Annotated in this window: 13 protein-coding genes; 5 read left to right on the forward strand and 8 right to left on the reverse strand. The window is 40.1% G+C overall.

The window, feature by feature from the left end; all coding sequences use genetic code 11:
* Nucleotides 1-40: 40 nt before the first annotated feature.
* Complete coding sequence (locus MHH65_RS04760; RefSeq protein WP_024426583.1) at nt 41-547, reverse strand: universal stress protein; 507 nt, start codon at nt 545-547, stop codon at nt 41-43.
* 556 nt (nt 548-1,103) lie between these two features.
* Between MHH65_RS04760 and MHH65_RS04765 the strand changes: the two genes are divergently transcribed.
* Nucleotides 1,104-2,861 carry an ABC transporter transmembrane domain-containing protein gene (locus MHH65_RS04765; protein WP_024426582.1) on the forward strand — a complete coding sequence of 586 codons (1,758 nt, stop codon included), beginning with the start codon at nt 1,104-1,106 and terminating at the stop codon, nt 2,859-2,861.
* The gene (locus MHH65_RS04770; RefSeq protein WP_024426581.1) at nt 2,858-4,873 is read left to right on the forward strand and encodes an ABC transporter ATP-binding protein; all 2,016 of its coding nucleotides are present in this window, start codon (nt 2,858-2,860) and stop codon (nt 4,871-4,873) included. Before MHH65_RS04765 ends, MHH65_RS04770 begins: the two co-directional genes overlap by 4 nt.
* A gap of 117 nt (nt 4,874-4,990) precedes the next feature.
* Here the strand turns inward: MHH65_RS04770 and MHH65_RS04775 are convergent, their stop codons facing one another.
* The 7 genes from MHH65_RS04775 to MHH65_RS04805 all read right to left on the reverse strand — a co-directional run bounded on the left by MHH65_RS04775 (nt 4,991) and on the right by MHH65_RS04805 (nt 11,270).
* The gene (locus MHH65_RS04775; RefSeq protein ID WP_024425743.1) at nt 4,991-5,608 is read right to left on the reverse strand and encodes an NAD(P)H-binding protein; all 618 of its coding nucleotides are present in this window, start codon (nt 5,606-5,608) and stop codon (nt 4,991-4,993) included.
* A gap of 285 nt (nt 5,609-5,893) precedes the next feature.
* Entirely contained in the window at nt 5,894-6,097 is a 204-nt protein-coding gene (locus MHH65_RS04780; RefSeq protein ID WP_024425744.1) for an alpha/beta-type small acid-soluble spore protein, read from the reverse strand.
* Nucleotides 6,098-6,333: 236 nt separating this feature from the next.
* A complete protein-coding gene (gene ugpC, locus MHH65_RS04785; RefSeq protein ID WP_024425745.1) occupies nt 6,334-7,440 on the reverse strand; it encodes a sn-glycerol-3-phosphate ABC transporter ATP-binding protein UgpC in 1,107 nt (368 codons plus the stop codon).
* A gap of 144 nt (nt 7,441-7,584) precedes the next feature.
* Nucleotides 7,585-8,460 carry a helix-turn-helix domain-containing protein gene (locus MHH65_RS04790; protein ID WP_024426580.1) on the reverse strand — a complete coding sequence of 292 codons (876 nt, stop codon included), beginning with the start codon at nt 8,458-8,460 and terminating at the stop codon, nt 7,585-7,587.
* Nucleotides 8,461-8,480: 20 nt separating this feature from the next.
* The gene (locus MHH65_RS04795) at nt 8,481-8,690 is read right to left on the reverse strand and encodes a YheE family protein (protein WP_003211787.1); all 210 of its coding nucleotides are present in this window, start codon (nt 8,688-8,690) and stop codon (nt 8,481-8,483) included.
* Nucleotides 8,691-8,842: 152 nt separating this feature from the next.
* On the reverse strand, nt 8,843-10,201 hold the full coding sequence (locus tag MHH65_RS04800; protein WP_098676772.1) for a YheC/YheD family protein: 1,359 nt from the start codon (nt 10,199-10,201) through the stop codon (nt 8,843-8,845).
* Nucleotides 10,158-11,270 (reverse strand): YheC/YheD family protein, encoded by a 1,113-nt coding sequence (locus tag MHH65_RS04805; RefSeq protein WP_098676773.1) that lies wholly within the window; start codon nt 11,268-11,270, stop codon nt 10,158-10,160. Before MHH65_RS04805 ends, MHH65_RS04800 begins: the two co-directional genes overlap by 44 nt.
* Before the next feature lie 213 nt (nt 11,271-11,483).
* Here MHH65_RS04805 and MHH65_RS04810 point away from each other — a divergent pair, with 213 nt between their 5' ends.
* The 3 genes from MHH65_RS04810 (at nt 11,484) to MHH65_RS04820 (ending at nt 14,414) form a co-directional block, all read left to right on the forward strand.
* The gene (locus MHH65_RS04810; protein ID WP_098676774.1) at nt 11,484-12,617 is read left to right on the forward strand and encodes a DUF445 family protein; all 1,134 of its coding nucleotides are present in this window, start codon (nt 11,484-11,486) and stop codon (nt 12,615-12,617) included.
* A gap of 121 nt (nt 12,618-12,738) precedes the next feature.
* Complete coding sequence (locus MHH65_RS04815) at nt 12,739-13,095, forward strand: YlbF family regulator (protein ID WP_024425750.1); 357 nt, start codon at nt 12,739-12,741, stop codon at nt 13,093-13,095.
* Nucleotides 13,096-13,547: 452 nt separating this feature from the next.
* Complete coding sequence (locus tag MHH65_RS04820; RefSeq protein WP_039177545.1) at nt 13,548-14,414, forward strand: Cof-type HAD-IIB family hydrolase; 867 nt, start codon at nt 13,548-13,550, stop codon at nt 14,412-14,414.
* The last annotated feature ends 34 nt before the right edge of the window (nt 14,415-14,448 follow it).

Here is a 14,448-nt window from a genome sequence, read left to right on the forward strand (position 1 = left end):
AAAGGCTGTAAACCAATGTTTACAGCCTTTTGTGATGCATTTATTTCACAATAAGCACAGGTATATCTGATTTTGATGATAACTTTTCACTCACACTGCCAAACAGCATTTTTTTCAATCTGCTTTGGTCACGTGCTCCCATGACGATGAGGTCTGCTGATATTTCCTCCGCATATTCGATAATCGCTTCCGCTGGTTCTCCCTCTACAATTTCAATGGCAGCCTCAAACTGCTCCTCATTTAAAAGCATTCTTGCTTCCGCAACGACCTCTTCTGTATGGTCTTCAAAAATCAAGGGACTTTGCTGTTCATCATGAGGTACATAGACAGGGGGTGTTTGAAGATCTGCCGTACCGCCGCCGATATAAGCTCCGCCAGTCATTGGGCGCGGCACATCAAACACCTGTCTGTCTGTTTTGCCATCATGTGCATAGGTAACGGTCAGCTTGGCATGTAAGGTTTTAGCTAAAGCGATTGCCTTTTTTAATGCTTTCTTACTGTCTTCATGTCCATCAAACGCTACGACCATCCGATCAGCTTGAAACAATGTCCTCATTCCTTTCAAAAGGAGTCTTTACACTCATGGTATACCCGTTAATAGAAAAAGATACACATGAAGGAGAATGATTTTTGTTAGAAAATTTCATTTATTGAAAAATATTTATTGACAAAATAGTGACAGCCACTATAAGATAAAAAAAGATTCAAGAGCCAAAAGGAGGAAATGTCATGTGCAACATTGGAAGAATGAAATCAAACTGCATGAATGGGTTGATTCACGTGACAATTACACCTTCATTGGTCATGGAAAAGGAACTCGTCTGTTCCAATTGATCGGATGAATCAAGGCGTATGTTGCGTATTTGTCAACATGCGCCTTTTTACATGACGAAAAGAGGCGTACCAGCCAGCTGGTGGCCTCTTTTTTTGTTGAATTCATTTCGCATTTCGAAATAAAGGGATGAAAAACAACAAGTAAATGAAGAGGAGTGAAAGCATGTGAACATGCCAAAATCAAGACAAATGACAAAAGCTCAAAAAACGAAACAAGGTGACTTGCAGGAAAATTTAGAAAGCGGCTAGCTTGAAAAGGAGAGACAAACATGTTTTCAGTATTTGCGAAATTAGGCTGGTTCTTTAAACAAGAGTGGAGGCGTTATACGATTGCTATTACGCTCCTGCTCATTGTGAATGTGCTTGAAATGCTGCCGCCAAGATACCTTGGCCAGGCAGTTGATGACATTCGTTCTGGTCAATTTACAACATCCAGTATTGTGTTTTATGTGACCATTTTTTGTTTACTAGGTGTCGTCGTCTATACACTTACATATTTTTGGATGTATCAGTTATTTGGCGGCGCAAATGTCATGGAGCGTGTGATGCGTGGGAAACTGATGCGCCACTTGCTTAAGATGACGCCTACTTTTTATGAAAAGAAAAAAACGGGCAACTTAATGGCATTAGGTACAAACGACTTGAATGCTGTGGCCTTAACAACAGGCTTTGGCGTTCTGACCTTGGTTGATTCCACTGCTTATATGCTGATGATCTTCTTTACGATGGGGCTGACGATTAGCTGGAAATTAACCTTAATGGCGATTATTCCTATGCCGCTGATGGCGCTCTTGATTGCGTTTTATGGAAGCAAAATCCATGAGCGCTTTACAGTCGCTCAAGATGCATTTGGAGATATGAACGATCGCGTTCTTGAATCAGTGGCAGGTGTCCGGGTCATTCGGTCTTTTGTGCAGGAGAAACAAGATGTCGAACGCTTTCGAGAAATGACAGATGATGTATTTCAAAAAAACATGCGAGTGGCGATCATTGATTCTTTGTTTGAGCCGACAGTGAAATTACTTGTGGGGATCAGCTATTTAATCGGAATCGGCTACGGAGCATACCTCGTGTTCCAAAGTGATTTAACCATTGGGGAGCTTGTTGCATTTAACGTCTATCTTGGCATGATGATCTGGCCAATGTTTGCGATCGGCGAATTGATTAATATTATGCAAAGAGGAAATGCGTCGTTAGACCGGTTAAATCATACACTCAGCTACAAGCCGGACGTAACAGATGCTGCTCAGCCGAAAACGTTACAAGAGCCTGGAGATATTGAGTTTGATCATGTGACATTCAGATATCCAACCTCATCTAAAGATAATCTCATTGATGTGTCCTTTACCGTTCGAAAAGGGCAGACGATTGGGATTACAGGCAAAACGGGAAGCGGCAAAACGACCATTGTCAAACAGCTTCTGCGCCAGTATCCGGCAGGTGATGGGCAAATCTTGCTATCAGGTGTTCCGATTCAAAACATTGAATTAGATCAGTTATTTCAATGGATCGGATACGTACCGCAGGATCATATACTTTTCTCAAAAAGCGTGGAACAGAATATGCGCTTTGGTCATCGGGACGCGAAACAAGATGAGTTAGCACAAGCAATCAAAGATGCTTACTTTGAAAAGGATTTACGCCTTCTGCCAGAGGGTCTGGAAACCATGGTTGGAGAAAAAGGTGTGGCGCTGTCAGGCGGACAAAAACAGCGAATATCCATCGCACGTGCTTTATTAATTGATCCAGACATTTTAATTCTGGATGACTCATTATCTGCGGTAGATGCAAAAACAGAAACCGCTATCCTAGAAAATCTAAGACAAAACCGTCATGGCAAAACGACGTTTATTACAACTCATCGCCTATCAGCTGTTGAACATGCGGATCTCATTCTTGTCATGGAAGAAGGACGCATTGTCCAAAAGGGCACCCACAACGAGCTCATCCAGCAGGATGGGTGGTACAAAGAACAATTTTTGCGTCAGCAGCTAACAAATCAGCTGGAAGGAGGGGATGAGGCATGACAACAGGAAGAAGACTCCTTGCCTACGCACTCCTATATAAGAAAGTATTGTCTGTTGCCTTAATCTTTCTAATGATTGCAGTTGGTGCTGAGCTGACAGGGCCGTTTATTGGGAAGAAAATGATTGATGATCATATTTTAGGTGTAGAAAAACCGTATGTCGAGGTCAATGAAAAGACAGACAAAACCGTTTATTACCAGGGAAATAACTATATACGAAGTGATCGATTAAATAATGGAATGGATTCTGGAAAGCAAATCAATGTAGTGCAAGTCGGGTTCGGGTACTATTTTGTGAATGAGCCGATTCGTTTTGATGGAAACAGAAAAATATCGGGAGATCAGCTCACCATTGATAATGGGAACGAGCGTGAAACCTATGAGGTAAAGCGTTTATCAAAAGAGGAGATTTTCGCTTTTTATCAGCCAGAAATCAGTGGTTTGGTGCAGCTTGTTCTATTTTATCTAGGACTGCTTATCGTTGCGATTTTCTTTCAGTATGGGCAGCATTATTTGCTCCAGAGGATTGCAAATCGAATTATTCAAAAAATGAGGGTAGACGTATTTGAGCACATCCAAACGCTGCCGATCCGATATTTTGATAATTTACCGGCTGGAAAAGTTGTCGCGAGGATTACAAATGACACGGAAACCATTCGTGATTTATATGTAACAGTCCTTGCAAATTTCGTGACAAGTGCTATTTACATGATTGGGATTTACATTGCCATGTTTTTATTAAATGTGAAGCTGGCACTCATCTGTTTGATCGCAGTACCGATTATTTTCCTATGGTCGATGACTTATAGAAAGTTTGCATCAGTGTACAATCACCGCATTCGTTCGATCATCAGTGAAATCAATGCCAAACTAAATGAAGCCATTCAAGGGATGACAATCATTCAAGCCTTTCGTCATGAAAAAGCAACGCAAGAGGAATTTGATGAGCTGAACAACAATCATTTTCGATATCAGCGAAAGATGCTGCATTTAAATTCACTTCTTTCACATAACTTGGTTAACCTGCTGCGAAATTTAGCATATGTGGCACTCATTTGGTATTTTGGCGGTGCGTCGCTAAGTGCGACAGGCATTGTGTCCATTGGTGTGCTCTATGCGTTTGTCGATTATTTAAATCGATTGTTCCAGCCGATTACAGGCATTGTGAATCAGTTCTCTAGGTTGGAATTAGCAAGGGTTTCATCAGAAAGGGTTTTCCGATTATTAGATGAACCAGGAACAGAAGTGGAAGAACCTGTTCAGAAGAAGCTGGAGGGACACGTTCAGTTCAAAGATGTCACCTTTGCTTATAATGAAGGGAAAAATGTCTTAAAGAACATTACGTTTGAAGCGAAGAAAGGTCAAACGGTTGCACTTGTGGGGCATACTGGTTCTGGGAAAAGCTCGATCATGAACTTGCTGCTGCGTTTTTATGACATTCAGCAAGGAGACATTCTCATAGATGGCGAAAGCATTTATGATCAGTCGCGCCAAACGCTCCGTAAACAAATGGGCATTGTGCTGCAAGACCCATATTTATTTTCTGGAACGATTGCTTCCAATGTGAGCTTAGGAAATGAAGACATCAAAAGAGAAACGATTGAATCCTCATTAAAGCAAGTAGGTGCCGCAGAGTTATTGAAGCATTTGCCAGAAGGCTTTGATGAACCAGTCGTTGAAAAGGGAAGCACCCTTTCCTCAGGGGAACGTCAGTTGATTTCATTTGCGCGCGCATTGGCGTACGATCCAGCAATTTTAATTTTAGATGAAGCCACCGCGAACATTGATACAGAAACAGAAGCGATCATTCAGCGGGCGCTTGATGTAGTGAAAGAAGGACGAACGACTTTTGTGATCGCTCACCGATTATCCACTATTAAAAAAGCCGATATGATCTTGGTGTTAGAAAAAGGTGAAATCGTCGAGCGTGGCAGTCATGAACAACTCATGCAGCAAGAAGGGCTGTATGCACAAATGTATGAACTGCAAAAAGGTGCTGTTGCAAACAGCTGATGAATAGTAGAAAAAAAGAGCCTCATTCAATTGGAAGAGGCTCTTTCCTTTGCATGAAAAAGTCGAGGGTTCTGTCCTCGACTTTTACTGGTTATATTGTTTGGACAGGCATCATCATCAATAAGCGATGCCGACGCGTTGATGTACAAACTCCTTCGAATTTAACTGCTGATATAAAAAGTGTGCGGTATCTTCAACTGAAATTTTCTTTCCATCTATAGGGAGAAAATCTTTCTCATAGCGATATGACCGTGTCACTTCTCCATCTGGTAAATAGGTTGGACAAATAATGGTCCAATCTAGATCAGTCGATTGAAGGATTTCAAACGCTTTCGCATGCTCTTTAGCTGCTCGGGAAGTGGTCCGTCTTGATTCATTTGTTTCAAAACGGTAGAGCTCCGGCTGCTGCCTTGCTTTTAAAATGCCTGCTGTACCAATTGTAATAATTCTTGATGTATTCGTTTGCTTCATGGCTTGTACGATATGCTCCATTGAAACAGATAATGTATCATCTCCATCTGTTGATAGACAGCTCACAACAATATCTGCTCCTTTGATTGTCTCAAGCACATCTTCTCGATTTCTTGAATTGCCGGTGACTTGAAACATACCCGCAAGCATTTCTTCTCGGTTTGTCCGAATCAATGAACGAACCATGTAACGCTCATCTACTTGAACGAAACGAAGAAATGCTTGTCCTACACGTCCATGAGCACCGAAAAGAGCTATTTTCATCTGTTCGATCCCTCCACTACATACTATAAGTGAAAAGAACCCAAATTGGTACAACTTTTATGTGATGCTTTTTTTATAAAGATGAAAGGACCGAATACTATGAGCATATTCACATAATAGAGAGATCCCTACAAATTGTAAAAGTTCAAAGTTCATACCAGAAAAAATGTCCATGAAGATCCGCTCCTTTCTACTACATGATATGAGCTGAAAGGAGTTTGGTGAGGGATAAAAACAAAAAAAGAAGACACCATAAGAGGTGCCTTCTATGATCCAGATATGAAATTAAGCTTTTGTTCCGCCAAGGTTTTGTTGAGCGAAAGACACAAGACGTTTTGTAATTTCTCCACCAACTGAACCGTTAGCACGAGATGTTGTTTCTGCTCCAAGATTTACACCAAATTCAGAAGCGATTTCGTATTTCATTTGATCGATCGCTTGCTCTGCTCCAGGAACTAGTAATTGGTTTGAACTATTAGAATTAGCCATGATGTGATTCTCCTTTTTGTATATGATTTGTTTTTTTGGTTGGGTTTGCTGGAATCGCACCAGCGAAATGATCAAGTCATTTGCCACTTGGCGAAACCCAATGCAGTAACTGCTTTGTACTAAGTATTATGGTTATTTCCGAAAAAAACATACGAAAAAAGAACATGGTAAATGTTGTGTTAACATACAAAAAACCATCACCCAATGATGAGTGATGGTGCTGCTTATATATCTTTTTATTCTGCTGAGCGGATGCGCAGCTCCGTATCCGAATCAAAGAAATGGGCTTTGTTCATATTAATCGCAAGAGGGATAGACTGTCCGGCCTGTACATCGGTTCGAGAATCAACACGTGCAATAAACGATTGACCATCGATAGAAGAATAAAGCATCGTTTCTGCCCCCATTAATTCAGCTACTTCTACGTCAGCATGAATTTTTGTGCCTTCAGACGCCTCTATAAATACTGGTTCATCGTGAAAATCTTCTGGTCTGATGCCTAAAATGACATCCTTTCCAATATAGCCTTGGCTGCGTAATACTTTCATTTTTCCTTCTGGTACACGAATATGAGTTTTTCCAACCGCAATGGCACCGTCAGAGAGCTTTCCTGTAAAAAAGTTCATCGCAGGTGAGCCGATAAATCCACCTACAAACACATTCTCTGGGTTTTCATATACATCTTTCGGCGCTCCTACCTGCTGAATAAAACCATCTTTCATGACAACAAGGCGTGTTGCCATTGTCATGGCTTCAGTCTGATCATGTGTCACATAGATAAATGTTGTTTGCAGACGCTGATGAAGCTTAGAAATTTCAGCACGCATCTGAACACGGAGTTTTGCATCTAAATTAGAAAGCGGCTCATCCAAAAGGAAAACCTTTGCATCACGTACAATCGCTCTGCCAAGTGCAACACGCTGTCTTTGACCGCCAGACAGTGCTTTTGGTTTTCTGTCTAAATATTGCTCAAGCCCTAATATTTTAGCGGCATTTCGAACCCGCTCATCAATTTCTGCTTTTGGAAACTTCCGAAGCTTTAATCCAAAAGCCATATTATCGTACACATTCATATGAGGATATAATGCATAGTTTTGGAAAACCATTGCGATATCCCGGTCTTTCGGCGCTACATCATTCATCCGTTTTCCATCTAACAGAAAGTCTCCTTGTGATATTTCTTCTAGACCTGCAATCATGCGAAGGGTTGTTGATTTTCCGCAGCCTGATGGACCAACAAACACAATAAATTCTTTATCTTCTATATGTAGATTAAAGTTGTCTACTGCTGTTACTTTGTTATCGTATACTTTATAAATTTGATTGAGCATCATTTCAGCCATTAGATGTCAGCCTCCCCAGTCCCTCTTTTTTCGAAAGCGCTTTACTAGTAAATAAAGTGTATAAAATGAGGAAGAGTCTGTAAATGGACAACGTGCACAACATCCTATTTTCATTTTTGGGCAGGGTGCTCAAGTCTTCATTCTTTATGAAAGATCGAGTAGAGTCATCATCAAATAAGCAGCGGATGCTTCTGGAAAATGTCGTATATCTAGCCCAGTGCGCTCAATAAATTTATCAATTCGATATTGAAGACTGTTTCTGTGAACATATAACGCTTTTGCTGCCTTGGATGCGTTTAAATTACATTGCATATAGGTCATGAGAGTTCGGTAAACATCCCGGTCAAAGACCGCTTCTTTAAAAGCATCTGAAATAGCATGAGAGAGTGCGGATGCATCATAACAAATGAACGAAGGCAGGCATTGATAAAATGTGGCAGCCCCTGATCTAAGCTTTTCTCGCTGCATATGGTATAAAAATAGCTGTTGTTCATTTAATAACCTCATCTGTAAATGGTCATTTGGCAAATGCAGCTGTCCTTGTATAAAGACTGAGTCTGTTAAAAAATCACTTGTAATAGCCAGAGACAAATCATTTAACTGATCTAATTGACTGTTTTCTGATGTGGCATTTGGTTGAATCAGCATAGCTGTTTCAGGGCCTGTCCATATGAAATGAGTATGTTCGAGGCTGTTATTCACAGCCTCTTTTATTTGCTGTCTTTGTTCTTCTTGATGGATCATTTGAAAATAATAAACACGGACGGGATGTTGAACAGTTAGTGGTTTGTTTTCAAAAAGATAGCTGAACCATTTTTGTTCATCCTCGGTCTGCGCTTTTTGAAATAGATCAATTGGTGTAAGAAAAGAGTTGAGAAGAAGTGTTTCTCTTTCTGAAAGCTCCGATTTGTTTACTCCAAATATTTCACCTTCGTCTGTTTGATACCAAAGAATTTGTTTGTCATGAGTAGGTGTGCTGATGATATGGTCTCCGTAAACAAGTTTTAATTTTTCTAACATGGCGGGGCTCCTTAAACAGTTTAATCATAGACATGGAACAGCATTAATTCGTGGATTTCTTCTTTTAAAGTTGGTTCTACTTCATGGGGCGGAAGCTGAGAGCCCCATTCAATGTCACCTGTTTTGTGGTAGATGCCTTCATAGTGTGCACCATTGTGGAAAAAGGATATTTTCCAGCCTGGCAATTGTGCTTTCTTAAAAAGGGGTTTCCATTGAAAATGAGAAATCATATCATCATTGCCTCCTTGCTTTTATTGATGAAACAATAAACAAACACGACAACACGGAAACAACCTTGAACTTGATTTTATTGTATCTCATCTCATGAAAAGAGCATAGAAAAAGCATAGATTTAAGAGCACTGACATGTGACAAAAAAGCGTCAATAGACGTTCGCGTGATCTGAAGTGGTGAGTGCCGTTTTTGAAAGGTAAGATGCGTAATCCATGATTCTTTTCCCAATCAGCCATTCTGATTTTTTCAAAGAGACATGCTGGAAAATCTCTCGGCCAGGGCGAGAATTGGCTTCGAACATCCAAATTGCACCTGTTTGATCAATGCCTAAGTCAAAACCGATTTCACCAATATGTCCGGTCATTTTTTTATCTATCACTTGGCTAAGCATGATGGCAGTATGAGAAAGCTGCTGTAAAATCTTCAAACGTTTCTTTTCTTCTGGAAAGACAGCATAAAGTGTTTTCACCGTTCCCCCGTGTAACTGGTGAGTCGTGATGGTATGATCTCCAGAAACCTTTGCTGCTGATGCTGTGACTGTCCAATCACCTTCTTTATTTTTATTCGTTTGAACTCTGAAATCCATCGGTTGATTGTCTATTTGAAGAAGCTCAATGCCTTGTTGTGCAATAAAATCATGAATTGCATGATCCTTTCGCAGCCTTTGAACAAACTGATCTATTGAATCATATGGAATAGAATTTCCGAAATTTGAGAATACAGTGATTCCGTCGTTTTCCTTTTTTAACTGATAAATCCCGTCTCCATGACTTCCGTTTGTTGGTTTTAGATATATAACTTGATGCAGATGGAGGAGTGTTTCAATTTTACTAAGAGCGTCCACGGGATCTAATTGTACAGAATGTGGGAGAAAGCACCATGTTTTTTCATCTGTTAATAGCTGTTCATGAATCTCCCATTTATTAAAAAAGTAAGGGTTGAACCAAGGGATATCATAGTCTTGAGTGAGTTTTCGCTTCGTTTCTTGAATGAGTGCCGACTGAGCAGCTTTTCTATTTGGAAGCCGGTCATAAATGACTGACGGAAGGGGAAGCTGTTTTTTAACCCATGAATCTTCGTGGTACAACAGTCCTTCTACAATTCCTTTTTCCCAATCAATAGAATGTGACCCAAAAAGATAGGCAAAACCAGGATGCTGCCTGAAAGAGTGCAGCAGTTTGATAAAAAATTCTGATCTCGTTCCTAATGGCTGTGTACTTTGCTCAAAACCTGCAGTGAAAATGCCCATCAACGGCCCTATAAAAAGTGTATGGTCAATGATGATCACATCAGCTTTTGATTGGTAAGGAATCAGTAAACCTCTGTATAAATCTTCAGATAATAAAATTTTATTTGGATGCTGATGATAGGAAATGTTGAAGCCATCTACTAAACGAGATCCTAGAGCAAGAGAATAGATGGCATCTTTCTGTTTATAATGGACGGGAAGATGAATTGTTTTTTCACTTGTGAGGTGTGGGGCGATGATGCAGCGCTTTCTGTTCATAAGAAACCTCCTTCGGTTGAGACTTTATCGATTGCGCATGTTCAAGAATGATACGAATCAATTCGTGTTCCTTCTCAGGATAAACTTTTAAAAAAGCGGACCGCCCTGGCTTTGATCTGATATTTGATATGAAAAGTCTGCCTTCACTTGAATGAAGTAAGTCTACTGCGAATTCAAAGCAAGGAGAGTAAGTTTTATCTATATAAGCTGGGAGTGATGCCTGAATGGATGCCATATCATCTAAAAGGAGTTCCTTGATGTGTGGCTGCAATGTATTTAGATAGTGTTCAAAGCCTATCACAGGAGCTGATTTTTGTGTATGACTTAAAAGACTATTTTCTGCAGGTGATTTTGTGTGAATTCCCATGCGTTTCCATTGATTTTGTGAATCTTTCATAAGGAAAATCTTGATTTCATTGAATGAAATTTCTTTTTGATCATTCGTGTTGAAAAATTGAAGGAAATACCGGCCTGCATATTTTTTGCACCAGCGCTCCAGCTCTGACGTACGAGAAAATGTAATGGTTTGATTGGAACTTAGTTGAACAGTAAATGTTGATTTGCCATCAAAGGAAATGAAGTAAGTAGATGCTGCATGCTGATGGGAGAGAGGCTGCATTCTACAATAACCGCCAGCCCCGTACCCCCTTACCATATTGCTCAGGTCTGAGGGCTCTTTTAATAAAAAGCAGCCAGGTAAATATGGCTGTGAAGCAGAGAGGAGACGGAGCTGCTCAAATAGCACCATTTTATTTGAAATGCCGGTATTCAAAAAATCTGTTTTTGGATATTTTTTTAGCCATTCCATGATGGGTTTTGCTTTTTTAGATTGTGCGTCATGCCGGTAAAGACATCGGTCATAAATCAAGTCGGGAATCGGAAATTGTGCGTCGGCAAACCCTTGGCCATTCGTATATGTTTGGCCTTGTATCATATTTGAAGCCGGCTTTAAATCAAATGGTGTAAAACGAACAATCTCTAAATGATAAGAAGAGGCAGCTTTGGCGAGCTGCCGTGTGAATGCCTCTTCATACTGCGGAGAAAGGCTCGCAATACCTAATGTTGTCATTAAAAAACACCTTCTTTTCAACTTCTTTTTTTACCATCAAAAAACATTTTTTTATGATTTTACATAAAGCTTACGCTCCTTTATCATTACGACAGATCGCTTGATCATATGTCTCGCTGCATGCTTCATTTGCTTGGGAACTTGACAACAACTATAATACGTATAGATCAAAACAATAAACCTCGGGTGTTGTTTGAAAGGTAGATGACGACTTTGAATATATTCACAACGTTTATCTTTATGATTGTTATCGGCGCAGTCATAGGAGCAGCGACAAACCATCTTGCAATTAAAATGCTTTTTCGGCCTTATAAGCCATATTACTTATTCGGAAAACAGCTTCCATTTACACCAGGCCTTATCCCTAAAAGAAGAGACGAAGTAGCCAAGCAGGTTGGTGTCATGGTTATGGAGCATTTGCTCACGCCAGAAGGTATTCAAAAGCGATTTGAATCATCGGAGGCAAAGCAGGAGATCCTGCGTACAGTCCATCAATATATTGACAAAGGCGCAAATATGGAGATCACCGTATTCTCCCTGCTAGAAAAATTCGGCGTAACAGAGGCTGATGTCAAAGCAGATGAATGGCTCCATCAGTGGTCTGATCAGAAGCTCAAATCACTGCTTGAAACATATAACGAGCAAACTTTATCTGAATTGCTCCCGGTAGAAGTGGAAACCAAAATATCATCAAAAATTCCAGATGCAGCAGATTATATTTTAAAGAGAGGCATTCATTATTTTGAAAGTGATGAAGGCAAAGCCAGGCTTGGCAATATGATTGATGATTTCTTAAAAGAACGGGGAATGCTTGGCAGTATGGTCCAAATGTTTCTAGGGAATTCAAGCTTAATTGATCGTGTACATCCCGAAATCATCAAGTTTTTAAGAAACGCAGAAACAAAAAGATTTTTATCAGATTTACTTGTTCAAGAATGGGACAAGGTGAAGCTATTTTCTCTTCATGAGCTTGATGAAAAATGGAATGTGAAGGAACTTATTTTTAGTGTGAAAAATCAATTGCTTTCTCATTTCTCTACAAAGCTGATATTAGACAAACCAGTTGGAACATATGTCAGTGCTGTAGCGGATGACCTTAAAACACATTTTGCGCCAGTGTTGATTGATAAGGGGATCGAAGCGGCTTCAAATGCTTTAGAGAGTCTGCTTGCAAAGCTGCAATTTGAAGATATCATTCGTGAACAAATTGAACTTTTCCCGCTTGAAAAAATGGAAGAGCTTGTAGTCAGCATCTCTAATAAGGAGCTGAAGATGATAACATTTCTAGGCGGTCTTTTAGGCGGGATGATTGGTGCTATCCAGGCTGTTTTTGTGGCGCTATTCTAAGACAAGCTATAGAAATTTTAATGAATTCATTGTATATATGTGAAACGAAAGCCATAGTTTGTTATAGTGGAGTGGTGTCCGCCGATCATATCGGTGATAACGGATAGAAAGGAGACATAACATGTCTGTAAATCTTTATGATGTTGCATATGACCTTGAAAAAGCATTGCGTCATAGCGAAGAATATTCAACTTTAAGAAATCTTTATGATGAGGTAAACGCGGATGAGTCCTCTAAAAGAATGTTTGAGAACTTCCGTGACATTCAAGTAAACCTTCAACAAAAACAAATGACTGGTCAAGAGATCACACAAGAAGAAGTGGAGCAAGCTCAAAAAACAGTTGCTCTTGTTCAGCAGCACGACAAAATCTCTCAGTTGATGGAAGCAGAACAACGTGTGAGTGTTCTTATCGGTGAGTTAAATAAAATTATCATGAAGCCACTTGAAGAGCTTTATGGGAATCCAGAAGAAAACTAATGGAAAGGGCGATGTCATTCGCCCTTTTTTGTTTTATCTTTTCTCCTCAATATCTTTTAAAAAAAGGTTGTCGAAGCACATAAATTCTGCGATAATACTTATATTGAAAGTGCTTTCAAAAGGCGCTCTCAAGGGACAATTGGGTGCGTTTCACTTGGGATTTATGGCGGTGAGCCAAACGAGAGAGAAGCGCTTCTGGGAGAAACGCAAAGCATCATAAGGGGATCTGATATAAGCAATGCTTTGGTGTGTAAATGATAAGGGGATCATGGGGAGCTTCATCACTCCATTGTAACGCATCCAAACCATACATAAAAAAAAGCCTAGGGGTAGGCTTTTTTTATTTATATCAATCATTCATAACTTTGGGCTCTTTCAACTGCATGTTCTAAAGCACCAAGCTAGGGCATATCCTCATCGTAAGTACAGTCATCAAGAAGGGGGATGCCTCAGTGTCAAAAAAACTACTTGCACTCAATATAGATGGGACGTTACTTCGTTCCAATGGTAAAATCCATTCTGCTACAAAAGAAGCTGTGGAATATGTAAAGAAAAAAGGGGTTTACGTGACGATTGTCACCAACCGGCATTTTCGTTCCGCTCAAAAAATTGCCAAGGCGTTGAAGATTCCAACATCAACCCTTGTGACGCATAGTGGTGCATTTATCGCCGATAAACTCGATGAGCCGCTTCATGTGAAAAAATTAACGGAAGAAAAGACATTTAATCTTGTGCAAATCCTTGAAAGCTTCGATTGTAATGTCCGCTTGCTGCATGAAAAATTCTCGATCGGCAACCGGAAAAAAACGCAGTCTCAGCTGATGGGAAAGACGCTCATTCATCCGTCTGATCCTATTTTCTATCCCGTCCAATTTGTTGAATCGTTAAGTGATATGCTGATGGATGAACCAGTCAGTACTCCAGTGATTGAAGTATATTCGACCGCGGAGCTTCAGCCCGAGATTCACAGGACCATTCAACAAGCATTCCCATCTGTTGATCTTATTAGGATCAGTGATGAGAAAATGAATATTGTATGCAAAGGGGTTTCAAAGGAAGCGGGACTTTCTCTTTTAACCTCTGCACTCGGTTTTACTTTAGAAGATACGGTTGTCATTGGTCATGGAACAGATGACATTCCAATGCTTGAATTGGCTGGTTTAGGCGTTGCTATGGGAAATGCCCCCAATGATGTCAAGCGTAAAGCCGATTGGGTGACGCGCTCGCATGATGAACAGGGTGTGGCTTATATGATCAAGGAATACTTTAGAATGCAGCAAAGAGAAGGATTTTTACATCAATTCGATATTAAGAGATAATACACTGAAGGCCCTGTCAATCAAGAAATGACAG

This window comes from Bacillus sp. FSL L8-0654, from assembly GCF_038629965.1.
GTDB classification, from domain to species: domain Bacteria; phylum Bacillota; class Bacilli; order Bacillales; family Bacillaceae; genus Bacillus; species Bacillus safensis.